General features: G+C 46.4%; 18 protein-coding genes. All 18 read left to right on the top strand.

The window, feature by feature from the left end; genetic code table 11:
• Positions 1 to 50 precede the first annotated feature (50 nt).
• The 18 genes from D0C16_RS05380 to D0C16_RS05295 all read left to right on the top strand — a co-directional run bounded on the left by D0C16_RS05380 (position 51) and on the right by D0C16_RS05295 (position 24,068).
• A complete protein-coding gene (locus D0C16_RS05380; RefSeq protein ID WP_191968651.1) occupies positions 51 to 758 on the top strand; it encodes a phage tail tube protein in 708 nt (235 codons plus the stop codon).
• 137 nt (positions 759 to 895) lie between these two features.
• Positions 896 to 1,297, top strand: coding sequence for a phage tail assembly chaperone family protein, TAC (locus D0C16_RS05375; protein WP_151031359.1), 402 nt, complete (start codon positions 896 to 898; stop codon positions 1,295 to 1,297).
• On the top strand, positions 1,297 to 1,572 hold the full coding sequence (locus D0C16_RS05370) for a hypothetical protein (protein WP_225318916.1): 276 nt from the start codon (positions 1,297 to 1,299) through the stop codon (positions 1,570 to 1,572). Before D0C16_RS05375 ends, D0C16_RS05370 begins: the two co-directional genes overlap by 1 nt.
• 4 nt (positions 1,573 to 1,576) lie before the next feature.
• Positions 1,577 to 5,905: a hypothetical protein gene (locus D0C16_RS05365; RefSeq protein WP_151031358.1), complete on the top strand. Its 4,329-nt coding sequence runs from the start codon at positions 1,577 to 1,579 to the stop codon at positions 5,903 to 5,905.
• Entirely contained in the window at positions 5,902 to 6,792 is an 891-nt protein-coding gene (locus D0C16_RS05360; RefSeq protein ID WP_151031357.1) for a hypothetical protein, read from the top strand. Before D0C16_RS05365 ends, D0C16_RS05360 begins: the two co-directional genes overlap by 4 nt.
• Position 6,793: 1 nt before the next feature.
• Positions 6,794 to 7,477, top strand: a complete 684-nt coding sequence (locus D0C16_RS05355; protein ID WP_151031356.1) for a hypothetical protein — start codon at positions 6,794 to 6,796, stop codon at positions 7,475 to 7,477.
• A 10-nt stretch (positions 7,478 to 7,487) separates the two neighbouring features.
• Positions 7,488 to 8,705: a hypothetical protein gene (locus D0C16_RS05350; RefSeq protein ID WP_151031355.1), complete on the top strand. Its 1,218-nt coding sequence runs from the start codon at positions 7,488 to 7,490 to the stop codon at positions 8,703 to 8,705.
• An 8-nt stretch (positions 8,706 to 8,713) separates the two neighbouring features.
• On the top strand, positions 8,714 to 9,124 hold the full coding sequence (locus D0C16_RS05345) for a hypothetical protein (RefSeq protein WP_151031354.1): 411 nt from the start codon (positions 8,714 to 8,716) through the stop codon (positions 9,122 to 9,124).
• Positions 9,125 to 9,757: 633 nt separating this feature from the next.
• Positions 9,758 to 10,291: a sigma-70 family RNA polymerase sigma factor gene (locus tag D0C16_RS05340; protein WP_225318915.1), complete on the top strand. Its 534-nt coding sequence runs from the start codon at positions 9,758 to 9,760 to the stop codon at positions 10,289 to 10,291.
• Positions 10,288 to 11,253, top strand: coding sequence for a FecR domain-containing protein (locus D0C16_RS05335; protein WP_151031353.1), 966 nt, complete (start codon positions 10,288 to 10,290; stop codon positions 11,251 to 11,253). Before D0C16_RS05340 ends, D0C16_RS05335 begins: the two co-directional genes overlap by 4 nt.
• Positions 11,254 to 11,477: 224 nt before the next feature.
• Positions 11,478 to 13,862 carry a TonB-dependent receptor gene (locus D0C16_RS05330; protein WP_225318914.1) on the top strand — a complete coding sequence of 795 codons (2,385 nt, stop codon included), beginning with the start codon at positions 11,478 to 11,480 and terminating at the stop codon, positions 13,860 to 13,862.
• 332 nt (positions 13,863 to 14,194) lie between these two features.
• Complete coding sequence (gene sbnB, locus D0C16_RS05325; protein ID WP_151031351.1) at positions 14,195 to 15,247, top strand: 2,3-diaminopropionate biosynthesis protein SbnB; 1,053 nt, start codon at positions 14,195 to 14,197, stop codon at positions 15,245 to 15,247.
• A 12-nt stretch (positions 15,248 to 15,259) separates the two neighbouring features.
• Positions 15,260 to 16,513: an MFS transporter gene (locus D0C16_RS05320; RefSeq protein WP_151031350.1), complete on the top strand. Its 1,254-nt coding sequence runs from the start codon at positions 15,260 to 15,262 to the stop codon at positions 16,511 to 16,513.
• A gap of 171 nt (positions 16,514 to 16,684) precedes the next feature.
• Positions 16,685 to 17,719, top strand: coding sequence for a 2,3-diaminopropionate biosynthesis protein SbnA (gene sbnA, locus D0C16_RS05315; protein ID WP_225318913.1), 1,035 nt, complete (start codon positions 16,685 to 16,687; stop codon positions 17,717 to 17,719).
• Between the two features lie 31 nt (positions 17,720 to 17,750).
• Positions 17,751 to 19,619: an IucA/IucC family protein gene (locus tag D0C16_RS05310; RefSeq protein WP_191968650.1), complete on the top strand. Its 1,869-nt coding sequence runs from the start codon at positions 17,751 to 17,753 to the stop codon at positions 19,617 to 19,619.
• A complete protein-coding gene (locus D0C16_RS05305; protein WP_151031348.1) occupies positions 19,620 to 21,494 on the top strand; it encodes an IucA/IucC family siderophore biosynthesis protein in 1,875 nt (624 codons plus the stop codon).
• Positions 21,491 to 23,290 (top strand): IucA/IucC family siderophore biosynthesis protein, encoded by a 1,800-nt coding sequence (locus tag D0C16_RS05300; protein ID WP_151031347.1) that lies wholly within the window; start codon positions 21,491 to 21,493, stop codon positions 23,288 to 23,290. Before D0C16_RS05305 ends, D0C16_RS05300 begins: the two co-directional genes overlap by 4 nt.
• A complete protein-coding gene (locus D0C16_RS05295) occupies positions 23,283 to 24,068 on the top strand; it encodes an HpcH/HpaI aldolase/citrate lyase family protein (RefSeq protein ID WP_151031346.1) in 786 nt (261 codons plus the stop codon). The genes D0C16_RS05300 and D0C16_RS05295 overlap by 8 nt, the downstream gene beginning before the upstream one ends.
• Positions 24,069 to 24,102 lie beyond the last annotated feature (34 nt).

The following is a 24,102-nucleotide window of genomic DNA, read 5'->3' as shown; positions in this document are numbered from 1 at the left end:
TGCAAACCAAACGCGCCGAGAGGCGATTTAGTCCTAAAGGGGAAAATGTTATGGCAAAGTTTACCAAGGGCACTCAACTGTTTGTTTACCAGGCAAGTGCAAGTGCGGACAAAGTTTTTAAAGTGGATTGCCCGAAAACCATTACCGGAATTAGCGCCACTAAATCTGAAATTGATACAACCTGTTTGGATTCTGAAGGAATGGAATCTGTACCGGGCATGGCGACAGGTGGCACTGCCAATATTGGATTGGATTTTGATCCTGCCGTTGTGTCACACGTTCGCATCAATGACATTTTTGAAGCGGATGAAACCGTGCAATGGTTGATTGGGTGGAGTGATGGCACTGCTGCACCAACATATTCCTCCTCGGGTTCTGTGTCTGCTGTTGCGGTTACGGCCGGCGGTACCGGTTATGTAACTGCGCCTACTGTTTCTTTCACGGGTGGTGGTGGTACGGGTGCTGCTGGTACGGCGGTAATTGATTCCGGTGCAGTCGTTGCTGTGAATATTACTAACCCTGGCACTGGTTATACATCCGCACCCACTGTTGGATTTAGCGGTGGTAGCGGAACGGGTGCGGCAGCAACTGCAACCTATTCTCCTGCTGGTTTGGTGTTGCCAAACACGCGAACCTGGGTGTCGTTTACCGGTTATGTGCAAGATGTGCCATTTGATTTTGCAACTAACTCTGTGGTTGGTTCGGCGGTCACGGTTAAGTTATCCGGAATTCGCAAGCTGGTTCCAAAAGCAGTTTAGTATCAAGTCGCGTTTAGTCCCGCTGTGAAGCGCCACGACAACGCGCATTAATTTGAGCCTGAAAAAAGCCCGCCGTTGTGCGGGTTTTTTTATGCTCATTCAACGCGCCGTTGGGCGGCTCTATTTGTGAGGTAAATATGAATTTAAATTTGAGTGAGTTGTTAACCAAGGGTTCTGCTGTTGCTGGTGCGTTAAAAAAGGTGCCGGTTACCTGGGTGGATACGGATGATGATGGCAAAGAGGTAGAAACAAAGTTTGATATTTATGTGCGTACAAAAATTCCATTCGCTGCCAATGACCGTATTTTTAATAGCCCGGTTAATGGTGATGAAGATTCGCGCAATTCGCGCATTATTTCCGAGCTGGTTCGCTTTGGTGATGGCACTGAGCAAATGAGTATTGAGGAGGCGGCAAATTTAAAGCCAACGCTGGGTTATGTATTGGTTAATGCCGTGTTTGCCAGCATGCCAAAGCGTACGGCGGAAGATGCTCCGGCAAAAAAGAAATCAGCCCGGGCGAAGAGGTCTGGCACGAATTAGTGCTGTGCGGCATTGGTGGGCGGACCATTGCTGAAGCCAAAGAAAACATGGATGTGGATGAGTTTGCGCAGTGGGTTGCATACCGTGCGTTGCGCGGCTCACTGAACCCCGGGCGACGTATGGAGCAATCCGCTGCGGTGGTGGCGTTACAAATAAATAATGGTAATGGCGGAAAGGCTCGACTCGTTGATTTTCTCCCGCATGAAAAACAGGCGGTAGAAGTTGATGATGATGAAGAGTTAACGACTGATCTTTTAATGAAAATGCTTGGGTGATGATATGGCAGCTGGCTCGCTTGGCACATTAACGCTGGATTTAATTGCAAAGATTGGCGGATTTATCGGGCCAATGGATAAGGCTAGTCGTAATGCCAAAAAGAATTCGGATGATATTAGTAAAAGTTTAAAAGGTATTGCAACGGCGGCTAGTGCGGTTGGTGTTGCGGCGGCGGCCGGTTTTTCTGTAATGGTTAAGTCATCGCTCAATGCGGCAGATGAGCTTTATAAGCAGTCGCAAATTGTTGGCATGAGTGTGGAGGAGTTGTCTGCGCTTACGTTCACGGCGGGCGAGGCTGGTGTTGAATTTGATTTGCTGTCGGGCTCTCTGGGTAAATTTAATAAAAATATTGATGCGGCAACTAAGGGAAAGGGGGCTGCGTTTGAGGCTTTCTCTGATTTGGGGATTGGCCTTAAAAATGCCAATGGTGAGTTAAAAACCACTGCTGTGCTGTTTGAGGAGGTGGCGGGTGCATTATCGCAACTGGAAGATGGTGCAACAAAAACCGCGTTAGCTCAGGATTTATTGGGTAAAAGCGGTAAGGATTTAATTCCATTGTTAAATGCGGGTGCGGAGGGTTTGCGAGATGGCGCTGAGGAGGCGGCCCGGCTTAACCAGGTGATGAGTACTGAAGGTGCGAAAGCGGCGGAAGAATTTAACGATAATTTGAGCCGCCTGCAAAAATCCATTAGCGGCATTGGTAATGCCGCGGCTATGGAGGCAGCGCCCGGCTTGGCGGAGATGACGGCTGTATTTGCTGATCCGGAAGTGCAGCAAGGTATTGCTGCAATTGCTGGCGGATTGATTAATATTGGTACTGCTTCGGTAAAGGTTTTGGCGGAATTGCATAATTTTGCTACTTGGGTTGGTGAGGAAATTGCAGCTCGTGTAAATGGAATTAACTCAGATGATGTTGTTCGTTTGGAGCAATTACTTTCATCGTTGGAGGCTCAAAGAGAGAAAGGTTTTTTTACTAGGGCCTACAACTATCAGGATGACAATGTTCTTGAGGATGCAATTAATAAAACAAAAAAACAAATAGGCCTGCTTTATGAGCAGCAAGAGGCGGCTAGCTTGGCTGCAAGAAAATCTGCCGAGGAGGCGGCACTGCTTGCTGATCTTGAGGCCAATGGATATGAGGACGCTTTTAATGATCTGAATAATCTAACTGCTGCTCAAATTGAGGCGGGGCGTATTGCCAGGGAGGCGGCAGAAGAGCAAGAAAAGCTTGCGGCTGAGGCAAGTAAAAACTTCGAAAGAATGCGTGCGGACCTGCAAAAAGAAATCGACTTGTGGGGTAATAAATCAAAAGCGGTTGAACTGGCGTATGACCTTGAGCGTGGCTTGATTGAGGGGTTGGACCCTGCCAGGCAAAGAGAATTGGTTGCGTTGCAACGACAAGTTGATCTGCGTGAATGGGGTCTTGGATTGTTGGAGCGAGAGGCTTCACTTAATCGTGAATTGAATGAAATTATTGATGGGCATGTAGATTCTTATAATAAGGCCCAAAAAGAATTAGCAGCGTCATCCGGTTTAACTGAGGATGCATTTGAGCGAATTAACGCAACAGCATCCGATATCTGGTTTAACTACGCCAATGGTGCTGAGAATGCGCTCAGTGGTGTTAAAGACATGTTTACCCGCACACTGGCGGAGATGGCGCATGAGGCTATTAGTAAGCCGATACTGCTTAACTTCCAGCAAAAATTGTCATCGGGCGAAGGTCAAGCGGCCGCCAGTCAGGCTGGGCAGGCGGCTGGTGCTATTGGTCAGGGTGGTTGGTACGCCGCTATTGCTGTGGCGGTTATCGCGGGTGTGAGTGAATGGAATCAAACACAAAACGAAAAATTTGAAAAAATGACGGCGGAATTTCGCCAGTCCAGCCAATCGCTGGGCACGATTTTGGGTGAGGGAAATATAAAATCTGAATCCATCAATGCTGCCATAGAAAGCTTGGGTGGTGTTGCAGGGGATTCATTGGGTGTTAATCACCAAATGCTTTCTGCGTTGCTTGATATTCGTAGTGGGATTGCGGGGGTAGCTGCGGGTTTTGCGCGGCAGTTTGGGATAGATGGGGTGGGTGATTCTTTATCTGTGCAGGAGTCTGGTACGTTTGGGTTGATTGGTACCGCAAAAAATATTGGTGAGACCTTATTCAGGGGGCTGGATCCTGGCTCTGTGATGTTTGGAATAGATAATCCAATTGATGATTTTATAGTTGGGTTTATGGATGGGTTGACTGACAAAGTTGGAAAGAATCTCTACAGCAAAAAAGTAAAAGTTATTGATTCCGGTATAAATTTTGTCGGGCAGTCATTGGCTGATATTTTGGCTGGTGGGGTGGTGGATGCATTTGCGTATGCTGATGTTCAAACAAAGAAAAAGACGCTAGGCATTACTACTTCTAACAAAGTAAAAACCGTATCGGAATCGCTTGATGAAATACTGTTGGGGCAGTTTGCTGGCGTATTTGAAGGGGCTGGCGACGCGCTAGACCAATCGGCTGCAATATTTGGTATTGAGTTCGATAATTATGTGGATAGCTTGTTGGTTGATCCACAAAAGTTATCTCTGAAGAATTTGGAGGGTGCGGATTTAGTTGCGGAGATTGAAGGTTTTTTCAGTAGCACCCTGGATGGCTGGGCGGGTGTGTTATTGGATGGTACTGATGTGCTCAAAAAATACCAGGAAGTAGGTGAGGGTGCATTTGAAACCATGCTGCGCTTGGCAGGTGAAACGGCGGCATTTAGTGACGCGGCCAAGCTTCTGGATTTAAATTTTGTTGCCGTTGGCATGTCCGCTGTGGATGCAGTGCAAGGCCTTGCGGATGCGGCTGGTGGTTTTGATTCGCTATCCAGTGGTTTGAGTAATTACGCCAATAAATTTTTGGATGATGCGGACAAGTTTGAAAATGCACAGGAAAAGGTGACTGAAAGTTTTGCCGCGCTTGGTTTGCAAATACCAAAAACGCGTGATGAGTTCAAAGACTTGATTGAAAATGGAGTGTCTGACCCTGAGTTATTTGCATCGTTATTGGGATTGGTGGATGCAACAGACTATTACCTTTCTGCTTTGGATAAACAAGCTAAGGCGACTATGGATGCGGTTGATGCGGGGAATAAACTGTCTGATGCGCTAGCTAGTTTTATGGAGCCGTTTGAGGATCAGATTGCTAAGTCAGGTATGGATGAGTTCGCAGCGGCTATTTTTGATGTAAATAAGGCGCTGGAAGATTCTATTTTTCGCGCTCAGGAGTTGGGGGCTAGTGAGGCTCAATTGTCCACTATTCGCCAGGCTTCGCTATTGGAAATTCAAAATATTATGCAGGGCCAAACAGATGCAGCGCTCTCCGATTTGCGTATGGCAATTGACGCAGAGGCCGCAAGAAAATCTGAAGAGGCCGGCTCAAAAATAGAGGCCATTGCAGCTGCGCGAGATGCCAGTATTGAGGCGGCTAATTCTGCGTTGCAGGGTCGTATTGAAAGTGCCAATGCGTGGATGAAAACCCAGATTGATCACTATAAAAATCAGATTGATTCCCTGTCTGATTCGGTGAGTGGTTTGCGTGATTTATCTAGCGGTTTGCGTAACACGGTGGAAGATCTTCTTGGTGTGGATGCCTCTTCTGCTGATCGTATGCGTGAGTTGGCGCTTTTACAGTTGGAGGGTGTCATTGATGCTGCTCGAAGCGGAAAAATGCCGGGGCAGGATGACATTGAATCGATTATTGGTGCGATTGGCGTCAGTGAATCCAGTTTTTCAACGCTGGAAGATTATGCATATGAGGCGGCGCGAACCGCATCGCGAGTTTCTGAGTTGGCGGATTTGGCGGATTCGCAGGCAACGGCGGAAGAGTTAATTATAGAGCAGTTGCGTGGTTCTCAGATTGCGGCGGGTGAAAATACAGACCGCCTGATTGTCCGGTACCAGGAAGAAGCGCAGGAGCAGATTGAGGCAATTAATAATTCTGCTCAATCGGAAATGGATTTAATTCAAAAAATTAGTGACAGCGAAATTGCTGAACTGGAGAAGCAATATACTGCATTTGAACAGCAAATAAACGCATTGCGCGGTATTGATACCAGTGTGAAAACGGTTGCTGATGCAATCGCCCGATTGACTGAGTTGGTGCGAGAAGAGTCGGTTTTTTACCCTCGTGTGGCGGCGCAGGATGTGGCGGGCGAAGTTGCTAAAAACAATGCTGAATTGCTTGCTCAGATCACGGCGTTGCGGCAAGAAAGTTACATGTTTAATGCGCAGGGGCGTAGAGACTCCGAAGACACTGTGACCTTATTGCGTGAAATTCAATACCAGGGGGAGGCGGCTGCATGAGGTATATAAAGCCGATTAATATCGGAGATGATCAGCTGGTTAGTTCTAATGTTGCTGAAACTTCCCCTGCTTTATGGAGTTCTGTCGAGGATTACGTAACCGGTGACCAGGTTAGGGTTGGTCATGTTGTTTATAAGGCTGCATCTAATAATACTAATAAAGCCCCTGCTGATGATGCTAACCGTGCTGTTTGGCCGGTGTTTGGGGTTACTAATCGTTGGCATATGTTTGATATGACTCGCGGTTCAGAAATTCAAACGGAAAATTCAGAAAGTATTGTTGTTGAAATTGAGCCTGGGGAACTTTATTCGTCACTTGCGTTATTTGGACTAAGCGCGAAAACTTTATTGATTGAAATTATTGATGATGGTTCACTGGTTTGGTCTAGTGAAAATATTTCTTTGCAAAGTACGCAGGGAATTAATTATTTTTTTGCATGGTTCAATGCGCCAATCCAGCGTAAAGAGCAATTCGTCACTTTTTCATTGCCGTATTATTCTGGGGCGGTTGTTCGAGTTACTATTTCTCGCCCTGGTGGTGTTGCTAAATGCGGTAAGCTGGTAATAGGCTGGGGGCGTGAACTTGGTTGTACCAAGTGGGGTTTGCAGCCTCGGTATCAGGATTTTAGTGACATTCGTTACGACACATTTGGGAATTTAAAATTAAATAAGCGGCGCAAAGCGAGACAGCGTGATTTTATTGTAGTGGTTGATAGTTCGCGATTAGCGTTTGTTGAATCGCAGCTAATTAGCCTTGGTGGTGATCCAACTGTTTTTGTTGGGTCGCCCAATCATGAAATCAGCATTATTTTGGGCGTGGTTTCTGATTTTTCGTCGACTTATGAGTTTGGTAAGTCAAATTACAATTTAAAAATACTGGGGTTGTAATATGCCTGTATCGTCTCCTCCGTTATTGACGCCATTCATTGAGCCTGGTCCTAATCGTGGGCAGGATGAAGATGAATTCGATACAAATCAGCAGAATTTTGTTAACTCACAATTTAACAATGTGATTGAACAAAATGCGTTGGCTGGATGGATTATGGGGGCTGCAAATTTTACGGAAAATAAAGCGAGTGAGGCTGAGGAAAGCGCTAATGCAGCGGCTGAAAGTGAAAGTTTTGTTTTGACCGCCGCATCATTTAAAGGGGCCTGGTCAGGATTATCAGGTGCTCTCGCTGTTCCGGCAACGGTTTATCATAACGATAAGTATTGGCAGCTCTTGGTGAGTGTTGAAAATGTTGTGGCTAATGAGCCGGGGGTTAGTTCTGCTTGGGCCGTTTCATCGCAATCGGTGGGGCGTACAGAAATAACTGCACCAACAACAATTCAGATTCCTGGGCGTTACTACGTAAAGGGTTCTGGCGTAGTAAATATGCCATCTATCGCGGGTATTCCTGGTGGGCAAACGTTTGATCTGGCATTTCAGATGCCTTCAAAGTCATTAATTCTTCAGGCGGCGGCAAATGGTTTTTCTACCAGAAAGGGCAATACGGATCAGTTGTTGTGCAACAAGGCGTATTGCGAAATCGTTGTGGATACGACGCTAAACAAATATCGCGTGCTGGCGTAGGAGATTTGAAATGGCTATTGCATTAAGTGCTTTGGTTTCGTCCGATGACAAAATCGGTGTGGATAGATCATTTACCGACAAGGGTACTTCCTTTTTTGATATTGATGGTTCTGAATGGCTGCGCTCTGGTTCATTGGCTTTGGCGTCCTCGTATCCTGAGGCGGCTGGCCTTGATTTTTTAAAATGTTTGGGTTCGGCTGGCTTCATAGCCGACCCATTAAATATTTCTGATGTGGCCACAAATTTTTCGTCTGGTGGTGGCATTGTAATTGTGTGCAATGGCTCTTCCACCCTCAGGGTATCCGTTAACGGTGGGCTGACTTTTGTTGATGTAGTACTTTCTGGCAATGTTGATAGCGTTTCGTATAGTCCTACCTTGGATGTGTGGGTTGCTGTAGGTAATAGTTCCTCTCAATGGTTCGCCTGGAGCCAGACTACCGCAAACATAACATCCGCATGGACGTCGCGCACAGCGCCTGCCGTGAGCTCCAGTTCCGCAACTGCTCTAGTAAGGTGGTGCGGCACTGCTTTTGTGGCCGGGTGTGCGGGTTCAACTACTGCCGGATCGATCAGATCTACAGATGGGACTTCTTGGTTGGCGGCTAATTTTGCAACAATCTTTTCGGGCAGAGCAAAAATAGCTTTTGATGGTGTTGCAACCGTTTTAATTGCGGGTAGTTCGGGAGCTGGGTCTGTGAATAGATCTACTAATACGGGTGCAGCTTTTTCTTCTGTATCGTTACCAATATCCTCTGTTGTAAATATTAGTTTTTGTTTTGGTAAATTTGTTGGTTTGTATGCAACTAATAACGGGTCATTAGGCTTGATTCATTCGGTAAATGGTGCCGCAGCTTCGTGGACTGATAGGGGGAACGTTTTTCAGCTTGCTGGCTGGGCTGGAAATATATCCGGGGCAGATTTTGATGGTGCTCGCCTTTGCGTTCCTGTGGGTGGTAGCGCTTCTTCAGGGGCGGCCTTTTTATATACAGCTGACCCAAATTTTAATTCTTGGAAGATTAAGTATTCGGCGGTTAATTTCTCATCTGCATCAAATTTAGTGTATCGGGGAGGGGGTGGGAAAAGTGTTGCGGTAGCGTCAAATAATTCACTAACGCTCATTAGTGCTGATTTTAATACTCCTGTGTATATAGGTTACCCGTTGACAATTAGGTCTTCGCCGCAATCGGCGTCGGACTCTGGCGTAAGTTACACAAAAATAGCTGAATAGGTATTGTTATGAGCATATCGAATATTGTTCCTTCATTCACTTCCGGTGCTGATAATTTGTACAAGGTTTCAGGCCTGGATCAAACGGAATTTAGGCGATTGTATACGGCTGTAGAGCAAATGGATCTGGATGAATGCGAGGCTCGCATAGATGACCCTTCTTACAGCGCTGTTGGTGGTGAAGTTGGGCTTGATGATGATGCGTCAGCGGCTGGGTTTCCTGGCGAGACGTATCGTAAGCTTATGCGAAGTGGATTTGTCTCTTATCGGCTGGCGATCCGTTCAGGCATAAACTTGAGCGATCCGCAGGTTTTGCTAGGGTGGAAAATTCAGCTTATGTTGGGGTATATCAAGGATCCCTTGCGATTAAATGATCTCTCTATCGGGCGCCCGGCGTACGACAGATTATCTTCGGAATGATCTTCGGAAAATCTTTGCTTGAGAGTGTGTACTTACTTGGAAGGCTTGGAAAATATGGGGTGGCTGATGGGGATCGAACCCACGACCACTGGAATCACAATCCTAGTTTCTGGCCCTGTTCAAGTCCTAAATTCTGACTTTAATCGATGATTAATTTGGGTGTTCTTTTTAGGGTTGAAATACTTATAATTTACGTATTTTTGTTTTTAACTCTCCAATATAGCGGTAATTGGTGTCCGGCCTCGGGCACCATGTACTAAACCATAGACAAATAGTTTTCATCTCCAACGCCTACAAGTTATAGACTTGTGGGCGTTTTTGCTTTCGACCTTACTGGCTTCCTTGCGCTTAATTGTTTGTGTCTGCTGAGCCCCCACGCTTTATTACGTGGGGATTAGGTTTTTCTGAGGCAACTTTCCGAAAAATTGGTGACCGCTGGAGCGCCGAGGTGTATGTGAATGGCATTCGCAAATCAGTTGCCTGACTCAGGTGTATCGTCTTTGACTGGATTATGAGAATTTTAGGTCGCTTATGTGATTTGGAAACCCATGGTGGCTTGTTGTCAATTCGATAATTAATTATGATTACAAACAAGAATCATTTTCAATTGCAGGTTTGTAAGGGAGAGTCCTTGTGCCGCCAGATGCTATACCTGACCAGCAATTCAATAGTATTTACTCATGTCATAACGACTGGCTGCAGCGTTGGCTCAGACGTCGATTAGAGGACAAATTTACCGCAGCGGATTTGGCTCATGACACCTTTTTACGGGTGTGGCTAAAGTCCCGGGCTGATAAAGCATTTGAATTGCAGGAGCCAAGGGCTTATCTCACAACTGTGGCCCGGCGGTTGTTGATTAATCATTATGAGCGGCAATCACTTGAGCGTGCATTCACAGAAACCTTGGCGTATTTGCTTGAGCCTCTGGTTCCCTCCGTTGAAGAGCAGGCTGTTGTTTTGGAAACTCTGCATGAGTTAGATGTACTGTTATATGAGTTGCCCGCACCAGTTCGTAGTGCATTTCTAATGTCCCAATTGGAAGGTTTAACCTACGAGCAGATAGCGCGACGTTTGTGCGTAAATGTACGTACGGTTACGCGCTATATGGCGCAGGGTTTTCGTCAATGCCTGCGTTTAATGCTCACGGTTGATTCGCCTGTATCATGAATAATTCTCGCGATGAACAGACTAGTACTCGCGTAATTGACGAGGCAGCCGAGTGGTTGGCGCGCTTGCATAGCAACACGTTATCCGATTTGGAAAAAAATGCGTTGGAGCAATGGCTGCAGCAAGATGCAGAGCATCAACGTGTTTGGCAGCGCGCTGAATTATTGGTGAGCCAGTTCGGCAGTATTAGTCCGCAATTAGGTATGTCTGTGTTGGGGCGTGAACGCGGGCAGGCATCGCGGCGCAAGTTGGTGCGTAATATCGCTGCGCTGTTGCTTTTGCCCTCGGCGAGCTGGTTAGGCGTTGATTTTTTCCAGACCAGTCGCCCGAATTTTTATCGCACCGCGGTGGGTGAGCGGCGCGAAATTATCCTGGCTGACAGCAGCAAAGTTGCTCTGAATACCGCTTCCACATTAAACGTAATATTTGATGCGAGCCAGCGGTTACTGGAGCATATTGCCGGCGAGGTTTTCATAAAAACGGCTTCCGATGCTCACTTTCCCCATCGCCCGTTTTTAGTTGAAACTGAAAATGGCCGTATGCGCGCATTGGGTACCGAATTTGTTGTACGAGAGAGTAATAAGGGGACGCACTTGTCGGTGCTGGAAGGTGCTGTCGAGGTGGTCACTGGTTCCGGCCAATCCAGTGTTATTGTCAATGCGGGCCAGCGAGTGCAATTTAATATGATGTCGATTGAACCTGCTATGCCGATTCAAGTAGGTGTGGATGCCTGGCGCAATGGGGTTCTTTATGCAAAGGCGATGCGACTTGCCGATTTTGCCCTGGAGCTTGCTCGATATCGCCCCGGTTTGTTGCGCTGCGATCCTGCGGTTGCTGATTTGAAAGTCACTGGTGCTTTTCGCCTGGCGAATACCGATACCATCCTGCGTTTGCTTGAAGATACGCTGCCCGTTACGGTGGACACACGCACGCGCTATTGGGTGACCATTAATCCCCGCTAGTATCCGCAAAAATATATTTTTTAAAAAACCTAATGCGTGTGTCCTGTTTTCCAGTTTCACCTGTCATGTTCTTTGAAAAACTCACTCAATGACTTTTGACATGGATAAAACTGATGTTTGAATACTGCACTTGTTCTCTGTTTTCTGCCCGTCGAATTAACCTTCGTTGCGCAGCTACTCGTTCCGCTTTTCTTGTTTGCACAGCTCTCGCAGCCAATGTTCTAGTGCCTGGTGTTTGGGCTCAGGATGTAGTTGCCATAGGTGCGGTTAATGTTTCTGAATTAAAAACCTACCACATTCCAGCGGGGCCATTGGAGCGAGCCTTAATAGCCTTTGCCGGTCAGGCCGGGGTAAATTTGTCGGTCAACAGTGATCGCTTGCAGGGGCATATTACTGCTGGGCTCACCGGTAATTTTTTGGTGGAAGACGGTTTCGCCCGGTTATTGGAAAATACCAATCTGCGTGTTGTGAAATTGGAGGAAGGCAATTACACGGTTGAGGCTAATCCTGCAGCAGTATCGGTGAAAACGCTGCAAAAAGTGGTTATCACAGCGCGCTCAGACAGTGAAATTATTGAGCCGTCGCGTTCGGTAACCCTGATTGAAAAAGAGGAATTGGATAAATTGCGGCAGGGCTCAGACAGCCTCGCCACCTTGCTTGGAAAAGCAATTGCCGGGCTAGCTGACTCCACCCATACGATTACTGAATACGGTCAAACTCTTCGTGGGCGGGAAACCCTGGTGTTGGTCGATGGTGTACCGCTCAATACCAACCGTGGTTCGTCGCGCAATCTCGCGAATATCAACCTCGCCGATGTCGAGCAAATCGAAGTGTTGCGCGGCAGTAGTTCAATTTATGGCAGCAGTGCGGCGGGTGGGATTATTTCAATTCGCACACGTAAACCAGAAGGGGAAATTCGCGCACAAACAACCATTACCGGTGTTGTTCCACTATCAAAAATAGGTACATCGGGATTGGGCGGGGAGGTCCAGCATTATATCTCTGGCGCAAAAGAAGTAATTGATTACACCCTCAGTATGGGGGCTCGCCATGTGGGTGGTTCATTTGATGCAAAAGGAAATCGTATTGCACCCGAGCCAAGTCAAGGTGATATGTTTGATTCAAATATCTACAGCACTGCCGCGAAGTTGGGTTTTAAAATTGATGAAAATCAACGCCTGCAATTCTCCGCGAGTTATTACGACCTCAGCCAGGACACTGACTACGCAACAGATCCCAGAGTGGCAACATTGCCTGCCAATAGTGTGCCCGCTCGTTCGATAAAAGGGCTGGAACTTGAGGAGCAAAATCGCGTTGAAAATACACTGCTGGGTGTGGATTACGAACATCGCAACCTCGCCGGTCATACACTCGCTGCGCAGCTTTACTATCGCGATTTTTTTACGCGCTTTGCACCATTCGATGCGCGCAAAGTGACGGTGCGTGGCGGTAATGTTGATCAGTCAATGCAAAACTCTGAAGTCTACGGTGGTCGCTTGACGGTTAAATCGCCACTGGGCGATAACAAAACTACCCAACTGGTGTGGGGCGGCGATTTCCACAACGAAGCTACCGATATGCCGCTGGATATTTTTGATCCAAAAATTTATGACGCCAGTGGCGGTTTGGTTTTTAGGAAAATTGGCAAAATAATTTACATGCCTGAAGTAACTACACAAACTTCAGGTGCATTTGCGCAATTGGAGCATCGCTTTAACGAGCGCTGGTCTGTTGAAGCAGGTACTCGCTATGATCGGGCGGAAGGAAGTTTTGATGATTTTATTCCTTTGTCGCAATCGCGTCTGGCGAATCCGGGTACAGTCACAGGTGGCACGGTTGATTACGACGAGTGGACCTACAATGCCGGCAGCGTTTTTGCGCTGACAAAAAAACACGAAATTTATGCTTCCTACAGCCAGGGTTTTCAATTGCCCGATATAGGTTTGCAAGTTCGCAATGCGACTCCTGCCTTTAACATCAATAACTCAAATCTCCAGGCCCTGAAAATAGATACTGTCGAGCTTGGCTGGCGTGGTCGCTGGGAAAATGCGCTCGCCAATTTTAGCCTGTATGAATCCAAATCAGATTTGGGTGCTGTACAAAGTTTTAATAACGGGCTTCGTCTTGCGCGCACCAAAGAACGAATCTACGGTGCGGAAGGCGGAGTCGATTATTTTACCGATGATGATCACTGGAGTCTCGGCGCTACCATTACCTGGATGAAAGGCGAAGAGCTTCCGCAAAATTCCACTCAATATCAACATATGCCGGGCAATCGTATTCCGCCGCTAAAATTTACTGCCTATGTAGAATATCGCCCCTCTGAAAGCTGGAGTCACAGGTTACAAACCACGGCATTTAAAGGTAAGGATTACCGCCTGAATGGTGTGGCAAGTTTTAGTCGCAGGGATACCGAAGGCTATGCAACGGTTGATTTAATCTCGCAATGGAAAATTAGCGAGGAAAGTAGTGCGAGTATTGGTGTGGAAAACCTTTTTAATAAATATTACTACCCACTCTACAGTCAATTGTTGCGCAGCGATACCAATACCAGCCATTTACCGGCCAGCGGCACCCTACTCAAAATAGGGTTTACGCATAACTGGTAATTATTTTTAACAGTAATCTTGGAAAAAATAACACTGCTTTAGTTGGTGGTGTTATTTTCTTACTTTACTTTTTGGTGGTTATGTAAGATTTTTCTAGTGGTTTTTAAATGCGGACTTAGTTATTAGCTGGTTAACTGTTTGAGTTAACGTTTTAAAAAATAATTATTTTTCTCTGCAAATAAAATTTAAAAATAATCCCGCGTGTCATTGAGTGACATTTTTGCTGTAAATCTAAAAATTCAATTGATATAAATTCTCATTGGCGATAGATTCGCAAATGAAATGGTTTTTTCAAATTTTAATCAATTGATTAATTAAAGGATCACAGCACTATGTCTGCGCAAAACGCCTTGTTACGTTTTCTCAACCCCTCCACGTTGTCAGTTCCGCTTTTATATTTGAGCCAATCCGATTTGGTGCAGCTTGGTGCAGCTTCAAGCCAGCATTACATCACCGCAGTAACTCAGGGATTGGCGCAGCACGCAGCGGGAAGTGTAGTGCAGCCGATAAAACCGTATTTACGTTGGCCTGAAGCAAATCATATTGCAGACAGAATTATTGCTATGCCTTGCTATTTGGGTGGTGAAACACCAGCGGCAGGCATTAAATGGGTAGGAAGTCGTGAAGCCAACGGCCGTAAGTTTGGTTTACCTCGCGCGAGCGCAGTCATTATTCTCAATGATGTTGATACCAATTTTCCTATCGCCGTTTTGGAGGGTAGTTTGATCAGTGGTATGCGCACGGCGGCTGTAACTGCCATCGCGGCAAAATATTTAGCTAATCCCGGTTTTACATCAGTTGCCTGTATCGGTTGCGGGCCGATTGCCAAAATGCAGATAGTCACTCTTATCGAACAATTTCCTGCCATCGAAAATATCTATTTATTTGATCTTAATCCTCATGCATCCGAGCAATTTTCTCGTCACTTTAGCGAGAGTTACCCGCAGATAAACTTTCTCCCCGCAGCTAGTGCAAGGCAGGCAGTCGCGCAAGGTGATTTGGTGGTGACCTGTACGGTGACCGATTCACCCTATATTGAATTTGATTGGATTAAACCGGGTGCCTTTGTGAGCAACGTTTCTATCATGGACCTTCACAAGGAAGTATTTGAGCAAGCCAATAAAATCGTTGTTGATGATTGGGATCAGTGCAATCGCGAAAAGAAAATTATTAATCAGTTGGTATTGGAAGGGCGTTTTTCCCGGGATCAGTTGCACGCAGAGTTGGGTGAATTGGTTGTCGGCAAAAAAACAGGCAGAGAAAATCAGGACGAAATTATTGTGTTAAATGCAATGGGTATGGCGGTTGACGATATTGCTTGTGCACGCCATTTCTATGATTTGGCAAAGAGTGAATCAGTTGGCACTTCGCTGTCCTTATTTTAAGGGAATTAAATCATGCGTTTTTTGTCGGCCTATCATCGCAATTTTCTTTTCATTTGCTCTTGCCAATGCATTGCAACACTGGGGCTTATGGCCATGGTGCCGATTATGCCCTTGTATCTGGAAACAATTGGCAAGGGCTATGCGCCCTATTGGGCCAGTGTTGCGCTCGCGGCTCCGGCAGTATCAGGAATTATTTTCGCAAAAAGAATGGGAGCTGCCTGCGATAGATACGGGTATCGATTTATGGTGATGATTACTCTGGCCGTTTTTTCAGTCAGTATGTGTTTGATGGCGCTGAGTGATTCTATGGCAGGTTTTTTGGTAGGGCGATTATTGTTGGGCGCCGCGAGTTTGAATCTTACCTTAACCGCATTTTCGGTTGCAGCGAGTTTGGATGCGCAACGAGGGCAATCACTCGGGATCTTGCAAAGTGCTGCTGCATTCGGTTCGCTAACTGGCCCAGCTCTGGGGGGCGTTATGATGGATTTTTGGTCGCTGCCCGTATTGCTAATGGCAACAGCAATTTTTGCTTGCATGGCCGCAATAGCTGCGCATTGGTTGCTGGAAGAGCCTGCTAAATTAAATTTAACACATGACGTTGCTACGTCGAATCAAACGGAAACAATTGATAACGCGTGCGGATCACATGCACAAATGGAAAATCCGGCAATGAAATATTGGGCAATCTCTGCCTGTTTATCACAGGCTGCCGCATTTGCCCTGGTGAATGTGTTTGTGCTGTTTCTTGATGGAAGAGTACAAGGGCTGCCGTTGGCCACTACTGCCGGTGTGATTCATGCGGGCGCCTGGGCTGCGACCTTGCTGTTTAGTCCCTGGTGGGGAAGGGCAAACGATCGCTATTCACCAAAGCGCAATTTCTTTCTGGCTGCGTGCGGTTGCGCAATTTCAACGGGATCGCTGACACTTGTTGATAGTCTTTGGTTAATTATTTTGTTGCGCTTTTTGCAGGGCGCTTGTTTTTCAGCGTTGGCGCAAACCATCTTCTACGCCTCGACTCAAGAGAAAAGCGCTGAGCTATCGGGCGCAGCTGTTGGGCTTGCAAAACAATATCTGTTAGCCGGGCAAATTCTGGGGCCGCTATTGGTCGCTGCGTTAATTATCTGGGTACCTGCGGTAGATATTTTATATTGGATTGCCGGCCTGTTTTTACTCTCTGCGCTAGTAGTGCTCTGTATTAACGAAAAGCGCGGGCAGAATCTGCGAGATATTGAGGAGCCTGTATTGGCTCTGCAAGAAAAAACCTGATCAGTTAACACTACTTTCTTAATTATATAAAAAGAAATCCATCAGGGTTTCCAGGGATGCTTTTTTCAAAATTCGGCATTTGCGCAAAAAAAAGCCGCAAATGATCGCGGTGGGACCCAGCGTTTGCTCTTCATAGCAAATAACCATTAACCCCTTCACCAGGGAGATTAGATGATGAATGCATTCTCTATTGCCAGTTGTATCGGAAATACCCCCATTGTCCGCTTGAATCGCATTTTCCGTGGGCAGGATATTCGTGTTTACGCAAAGCTTGAGTTATTGAATCCAGGTGGCAGCGTAAAAGACAGACCTGCGAAATATATTATTGAGCAAGGTTTGCGTGATGGCACTATTCCGAAAAACGCACATATGATTGAAAGTACATCGGGCAACCTGGGTGTTGCCTTGGCCATGATGTCGCGTGTGCACAATTTGCAGCTGACGTGCGTTGTCGATCCCAATATCTCAAAAACCAATTTGGAAATTATGAAGCTCTATGGTGCGCATATTGAAATGGTTTTAGAGAAAGATAAAAACGGTGGTTACTTGGAAACTCGCATCGCACGGGTTAAGTCCCTGTTGCAGGAAAAAGAAAACAGTGTGTGGATTAATCAATATGCGAATGTGCGTAACTGGCAAAGTCATTATCACGGTGAAGGTGAGGAACTGATAAAGCAATTACCTGAGCGCCCGGATTATTTAGTAATGGGTGTGAGTACCTCCGGCACCATCTTGGGAATTGCGCGGCGGTTGCGCGAAGCCTATCCAGATCTCAAAGTTATCGGCGTGGATGCATTGGGTTCTATGTTGTTTGGTAATAAGCCCGGGAAACGCTTTTTGCCGGGCATAGGTGCCAGTCGTGTACCGGAGTTACTCGCGCGCGAGGAAATTGATGATGTGATTTATGCGAGTGATTTGGAATCCTGTGAAAGTTGTCTTGATCTTGTAAAAGACGAAGGGATTTTTGCTGGTGGATCCTCTGGTTCAGTAGTTGCAGCGATCAAGAAATTAATTCCCCATATTCCCAAGGGCAGTTGTATTGCTACGTTGTTTCCAGATCGGGGAGATCGCTATATGGATCTGGTATACAACTCTGCATGGCGGGCCAGCTTGCAACCTGCGGATGCGCAATTTATACCGAGGTTTTCTCGCAATAATCCCATCGTAGTTTGCACTCCTGAATACGATATTTCCTTGGTTGGCTAAATGAAGAGGGATCAATTAAATGGGAATACTAATGAATAATCACGAGGAAAGCCCGCTTGCCAGCCAGAAGCATTTCGTTGCAGAAAGGCAGCTTAAGGAGCTCTTTGATGGATTACTAATGGAGAATCTTTTTGAGTTGCAGCAACGCGCCCAGTTAAGTCGGACGCTTAATATTCCAATTGTTGTTGATAATTTTTTGCTAGATAACAATGAGCATTATTATTTTTATCCGCTACAGAAGAGTTCATTCATTGTTGGGCGAGTCACCACTGAGATAGATGTTCAATCTTGCCGATTGAAGCGCGGCCCGCTCCTGCTATGCCAGCCAGAACATAACTCGGTATTAGCGATTGATGATGCACTGAGCATGATGAATTGCCTGGTGCAATATGCAGAGAAAGATACCTTGCCCGATCTTGGTGGGTTGGATGATTTTATGCAGAACCTGGCATTGGCCCAAGCGCAATCGACCTGGGCCGCTGAATACACCGCTACTATTGTTGCCAGCTGTGAATCGGGGGATGTTGGGTTACGTCAATGGGAACAATTATCCGCATTGCGCGATCGTCCATTTCATCCCTTGGCAAAATCCAAAAAAGGTTGGAGTGCAGGAAATTTCAGGCGCTATTCTGCGGAGACCAGTGAAGGCTTTGGATTGACCTGGCTTGCAGTGAACAATAATTTTTTGGTGGGCAATCAGCAGTTAAAAGGATGGCAAATTGCCGACCGATTATTGACTGACGCGGAACAAAAAATTCTCCGCGACGTCGCTAAAACCTGCGGTGTGGATAGTGACCAATACACATTCATGCCTGTACATCCCTGGCATTTTGCAAACTGTTTGCAGGAGAAGTTTCAGCAGCAACTTGCCCAGCGAGAGATAGTGTTTGTTGTGGGATCGCTTGGGCGCTGTTATCCAACTGCGTCCGGGCGTTCGCTGATTCCGGTGCATCAATCATCCGTGCATGCCAAGGTGCCATTGGCATTAATGTGTCTGGGAGCATTGCGCATTTTGCCTTCCCGTTATTTGTTTAATGGTTATCAGGCCCAACAGATGTTGGCTGCAGTTATCGCGCGAATGGCAGAGCCTGAAAGAATCAATCTATGCGATGAAAGTCTGTGGCTGGCTTTTTTACCTGAGACTGAATCGTCACTGTCCAATCGCTCTGGCTATTTATCCTGCTTATTACGGACATATCCTGAAGTAGCAAATGCAACGCTAATTCCTATCGCCGGGCTTTCTGTGGTCATAGATGGCAAATTGCCTGCTGTTGAGTGGCTATACCGGCAGCACGGAGGAGGGCAATCGGTCGCGGAATTCGCGCAGCAAGTATTTAATACTATCACCAGTTCACTGTGTGAGTTTGCGTTTCATTGTTTTGCTCACGGGTTAATGCCTGAGGTTCATGGGCAAAACCTTCTGGTGAATTTCAAATCCGCTTCCATGGTGCAATTGACGCTGCGGGATCATGACACGCTGCGTATTTTTCCTCCGTGGCTCCAGCAGCAACAAGTTCCGCTGTGTGATTATCAAATGGATTGGGCTACTCCTAACTCGCTAATTTGTTTATCGCCGCAACAACTGTTGGGTTATTTTTTAACACTAGGTGTTCAAGTTAATTTGCGGTCTATTGCTGATGCCTTGTCGCAAGCTTATGCCATTCCTATGGCCCATTGCTGGGGGGCTATAAAGTTCACAATTGAGCGTCTCCTGAATCAAATGAATATACCGGTGGTCGCTAAAGCCATTTTGCGTAAAGAAATTATCGAGAATCCGATCTGGCCGGCACGTTATATTTTGGAGCCTTGTCTGATCAAGCGCACCAGGATGATGGGGATGCCGAGTGGAGTGGGAAGTGTGGTTAATCCCTTTCACTCTCTTGATGCGAGGAATAAATAAATGAACACTTTATTGCAAAAAACCAGCATTGTGCTCGATACCGAATTTTTATATTCAGAAGATTATGTTCGCGCTCGACGTCGCGTGTTCAAGCAGTTGATTCAGGCGCTGTTGTACGAAAACACCATTAATTTTCGCGAACATGCTTTGGCGGTAAAGCGCACGGAATTCACCATTCGGGGGCAATCGATCTCGGGTGGGCCGGTAACTTATCGTTGTACCGGGTACCGCAGGGCGAGTTTCGGACGTGTGGAACTTAGTGTTGATCCGGTAATGCGCATATGTAACGACGACATTACTGAGGCGCTGTCAATTCGTGAGTTTTTAACGGAAATTAGTTCGAGTTTTACTATAGTTGTGGAGTTTTTGGAGCGTTTTATTCAGGAGCTGGAGCATACCCTGGTTAATGATGCGCTAGCCTCTTTTTACGCGAGCCAGCAATATTTGCAGTCTACCGCTCATGGTTTTTCAAAATTAATGCGGCATATGGCCTATGACGATATTGAAAGCAATTTAATCAAGGCACACCCTTATCACCCTTGTTATAAATCTCGTATGGGTTTTGATGTAATTGATAATATTCACTTTGGTCCTGAGTTTTTACCTGAGTTCAAGTTAATTTGGTTGGCTGTCAGAAAATCAAATTGCCTGTCAGTCGCTTCGCCGTCGTTAATTGACGGCGAATTTTATCAGCAGCAGTTGGGTGCGCAATTAGCCCAATTTGTGGCGGTACTCACAACGCATCATGCTAATCCCGATGATTACCTGTTGATGCCAATTCATCCCTGGCAATGGTTGAATCAATTGCTGCCGCTCTATAGTGCGGATATCCATGCAAAAAATATCATTTTGCTCGGCGAGGGAAACAACGCCTATCGTCCACAGCAATCCATTCGTACGCTCACCAATCTCACTCAGCCAAAAAATCATTACGTAAAATTGGCTTTGAATATTGTAAATACCTCGACTGCCCGAGGTTTGGCAGAACATACAATTGCCAATGCGCCTGTTATCAGTGACTGGTTATATCAATTGGTGGCAGAGGATGCCTATTTGGTGGAAAACCTTAAAACTATTGTTTTGCGAGAAGTTAAGGCGATTAGTTTTTCCTCGGACGCAGAAGCAATTGCTTCGGGGAAAATTGCCTGTTTATGGCGTGAGAGCATTCATCCCTATTTGCGTGATGGTGAGCAGGCTATACCTTTCAGTGGTTTAACCGAAATCGATTGCGATAGACGCCCCATTATTGAAGATTGGGTTGTGCGCTATGGGGTTCGTGAATGGTTGGAGCAACTCCTGAAAGTTTGCACATTACCTCTAATTCGATTGCTTTATGCTCATGGCGTTGCGATGGAATCCCATGCCCAAAATATGATTTTGATTCATAAAGAGGGGTGGCCGATACGAGTCGCGTTGAAAGATTTTCATGACGGTGTGCGTTTTATCCCGGAGCAAGTAACTCATCGCGAGCGCTTGTCGGCCATTTGGACAACGCCTGAGCAACATCTTGCAACTAATAGCAGTTCCTATATTTGTGCGAGTGAACCGGAAGATGTAAAAAACTATTTATACAGTGCATTTTTCTCCATGAACCTGTCGGAGGTGGCGCTCTTTTTTGATTTGAATTTCAAGCTTCCAGAAGCTGTGTTCTGGGAGTTGCTGGTTAATTGCATCATAAGTTACCAGCGTGAGTTTCCTGAGCAGCAGCGGCAATTTGAATTATTTAATCTTCAATCCGAGCACGTAATTGTGGAGGCGCACACCAAACGACGGCTACAAAATGAATCCTCAGTACGCATTAATCGGCTAAAAAATCCGTTGTTTATCCGGTCGGTATCCCAATCTCCATCAGCCGTTAAGGAGGCTACATCATGAATAAACTTGTTGTTGAATCTATTGATGCGATGGCCTATCGCTATTCAGCGTTGGCGATACTGAACTGTTATGTCCGGGAAATTGCTATCCCTCATAAGTTACTGGATTTTCTGGCCGATAATTCCAGCGGGAGTGCAGCAGGTATTTTATTTATAGGGTTTCCATCGGTAGGAAGAAAGTTATCTGTCAGTGTGGCGAATCAGTCATTGGTCGGTAATTATATTTATACATCGGATGTATTGGCGAGTGGTTTGGGTGATGGGGCGGTATTTGAGCAGCTTGCCTGGACGTGTTTGCCCGCGCTTATTGTTGAAGAGCTTTGTCTGCGTTACCAAAATGATAACGTAAAAGCAGAAATGCTAATGCAAATTGAAAATAGCACTAACTTGATAAAACAAAGCGTTGCTTATGGTCGACGTCATGGACAAGAACAAGGGCAGTGCGGTAGCTATATTGAATCTGAGTCAGCATTGATTTACGGCCACAGCTTTCACCCTGCACCTAAATGCAGGCAGGGTTTCAATGATGCAGAAAGTTTGCTGTATGGGCCGGAGTTTGGCAGCTCGTTTCAATTGCATTATTTTGCGCTATCGCCGGTAGTGCTATGGATGGCAACTAGTAATGAATTCCCTATGCGGTCATTGATTCAAGAAATGGGTCAGGTTGCATGCAGCGATATTCCTTCGGGCTGGAGCCTTTTGCCTTGCCATCCCTGGCAAGCAAAATATTTATTGCAACAGACGATGGTGCAAAAATCTATTGAAAATCAATCATTGAGGTATCTGGGGGAATCTGGAATATTTTTTCGTCCCACTGCATCGGTACGCACGTTGTACAATCCTGACTTTCCGTATTTTTTAAAGTGTTCGCTAAGTATGCGAATTACCAATAGTGTCAGAAAGAATGCTTACTATGAGCTGGATGCTTCAGTTAGGCTTACAAAGATTCTTTTGCCTGTTGTCGCGAAGCTGGAGCAACAGTTTCCGGGATTTGAGTTTGTGCTGGAACCTTGCGCATTGTCGGCCAATATTCCTGATGCGGATGAAGAGCAGCAAAGCGATTTGCGTAGCCATTTCGGCGTTATCTTTCGTGATGCGACGCCATTTCAGCGCTCCGGTACAACTCAACAGGTGCTGAGTGCAACCTTGTTTGGAGATAGCCATCAAGGCGAGCCTTGGTTGGTGCAATGTATTAGCGTCCTGTCAGCGAGAACCAATAAATCGCAACGTCATGGTGTTGCGCTGGATTGGTTCGCGTTATATATAAAACACTTGGTTCCCCCGTTATTGGCTGCCTATTTTGATCAGGGTGTTGCCTGTGAGCCACATTTACAGAATGTGGTGGTGAAGCTTGAGAATGGGTGGCCCTGCGGTGTTATTTTGCGGGATCTGGAAGGAACAAAATTAATTAGAGGTATGTGGCAAGTGCCGATGCTTGAAGGATTGGCCGGAAAGGCATTGGCGAGTGTGCTTCACGACGAAAGCAAAACCTGGCAGCGCGTTAGTTATTGTCTTTTTGTGAATCATATTGCCCAAGCTATTTATCAGCTGTGTCGAATTGGAGAGCGCGAGCAACAATTGTGGGGCATGGTGCGGGAATCGCTAACTGGATTTGTCGCGAAACACAATTCGGAACTGGTGAGGCAGCGCATCGGTGGGTTGTTGGAGGGGGACCCGTTAATAGCGAAAGCCAATTTAATTACCCGTTTCTTCCAACACGCTGACAGCAATGCCAGTTATGTCTTGTTACCTAACCCATTAGCGGTTCCAGTGTGGGAGTATGTAGAACATGCATAGTGGCTTACGGGCGCGCGTTCATAACCGTGAACAGTTGCTGGGTATTTTTTGTTTTACCCCGTCGCCACTGCTGGTGGAATTTATTGCAGTGTCCAATTATGACTTTGTCATTATCGACCTCGAACATAGTTTGACAGATATGCAGACGCTGGATCATATGATCTTGGCCGCTCGTAGCCAGGGCCTGGCGGCATTGGTGAGAGTTCCATTGGAACGTTCACACCTGGTGTTGCCTATATTGGACGCAGGTGCAAGCGGGATTGTTTTTCCTCGCGTCCAATCAGTGGAGCAAGCAAGGAGGGCAGTGCAGTTGTGTCGCTATAATCCGGAGGGGGATCGTGGGCTTAGTGTGCACCGGCATTTGAATTTTAAATCCGATGAGTTGGCGCAGCGAAATCAGCATATTAACGACAGCGTTTGTGTTGTGTTGATGATTGAGGATAGTGAGGGGGCAGAGAACGCCAGGAAGCTGGCCGGCGTGGAGGGGGTAGATGTAATACTCGAAGGGGCAGCTGATTTATCGGCATCTCTTGGCGTGCCCTGGCAAACACAGCATCCAAGGGTTAAGGCGGAGTTAAAAAGCATCGCGTTCAATGTTGCATCCAGCCAGGCACAATTTTGCGCGATACCGCGAACTGTGGAGGACTATCAAGTCTGGCAGCGGCAAGGTATTTCCATGTTTGTGTTGGGGACCGATCGCGGGGTAATCAGGCAGGCGCTGCAAGCGAATGTTCTCAAGTTCGTTAAGTCCAAGGACGTTATTGGCGAAGTGGGATAGGTGATAATGTAAGTTGGCTTTTTGGCATTACGAG

Origin of the sequence: Cellvibrio sp. KY-GH-1 (assembly GCF_008806975.1) — a bacterium.
Taxonomy (GTDB): Bacteria; Pseudomonadota; Gammaproteobacteria; order Pseudomonadales; family Cellvibrionaceae; genus Cellvibrio.
This window is presented reverse-complemented; position numbering and strand designations above follow the sequence as displayed.

What these genes read in the sequence shown, in the direction of transcription:
- D0C16_RS05300 (WP_151031347.1), top strand. Translation starts at nt 21,491, where the DNA reads ATGAATAAACTTGTTGTTGAATCTATTGATGCGATGGCCTATCGCTAT.
- D0C16_RS05355 (WP_151031356.1), top strand. Translation starts at nt 6,794, where the DNA reads ATGCCTGTATCGTCTCCTCCGTTATTGACGCCATTCATTGAGCCTGGT.
- sbnA (WP_225318913.1), top strand. Translation starts at nt 16,685, where the DNA reads ATGATGAATGCATTCTCTATTGCCAGTTGTATCGGAAATACCCCCATT.
- D0C16_RS05350 (WP_151031355.1), top strand. Translation starts at nt 7,488, where the DNA reads ATGGCTATTGCATTAAGTGCTTTGGTTTCGTCCGATGACAAAATCGGT.
- D0C16_RS05295 (WP_151031346.1), top strand. Translation starts at nt 23,283, where the DNA reads ATGCATAGTGGCTTACGGGCGCGCGTTCATAACCGTGAACAGTTGCTG.
- D0C16_RS05320 (WP_151031350.1), top strand. Translation starts at nt 15,260, where the DNA reads ATGCGTTTTTTGTCGGCCTATCATCGCAATTTTCTTTTCATTTGCTCT.
- D0C16_RS05380 (WP_191968651.1), top strand. Translation starts at nt 51, where the DNA reads ATGGCAAAGTTTACCAAGGGCACTCAACTGTTTGTTTACCAGGCAAGT.
- D0C16_RS05305 (WP_151031348.1), top strand. Translation starts at nt 19,620, where the DNA reads ATGAACACTTTATTGCAAAAAACCAGCATTGTGCTCGATACCGAATTT.
- D0C16_RS05335 (WP_151031353.1), top strand. Translation starts at nt 10,288, where the DNA reads ATGAATAATTCTCGCGATGAACAGACTAGTACTCGCGTAATTGACGAG.
- D0C16_RS05360 (WP_151031357.1), top strand. Translation starts at nt 5,902, where the DNA reads ATGAGGTATATAAAGCCGATTAATATCGGAGATGATCAGCTGGTTAGT.
- D0C16_RS05365 (WP_151031358.1), top strand. Translation starts at nt 1,577, where the DNA reads ATGGCAGCTGGCTCGCTTGGCACATTAACGCTGGATTTAATTGCAAAG.
- D0C16_RS05310 (WP_191968650.1), top strand. Translation starts at nt 17,751, where the DNA reads ATGAATAATCACGAGGAAAGCCCGCTTGCCAGCCAGAAGCATTTCGTT.
- D0C16_RS05375 (WP_151031359.1), top strand. Translation starts at nt 896, where the DNA reads ATGAATTTAAATTTGAGTGAGTTGTTAACCAAGGGTTCTGCTGTTGCT.
- D0C16_RS05345 (WP_151031354.1), top strand. Translation starts at nt 8,714, where the DNA reads ATGAGCATATCGAATATTGTTCCTTCATTCACTTCCGGTGCTGATAAT.
- sbnB (WP_151031351.1), top strand. Translation starts at nt 14,195, where the DNA reads ATGTCTGCGCAAAACGCCTTGTTACGTTTTCTCAACCCCTCCACGTTG.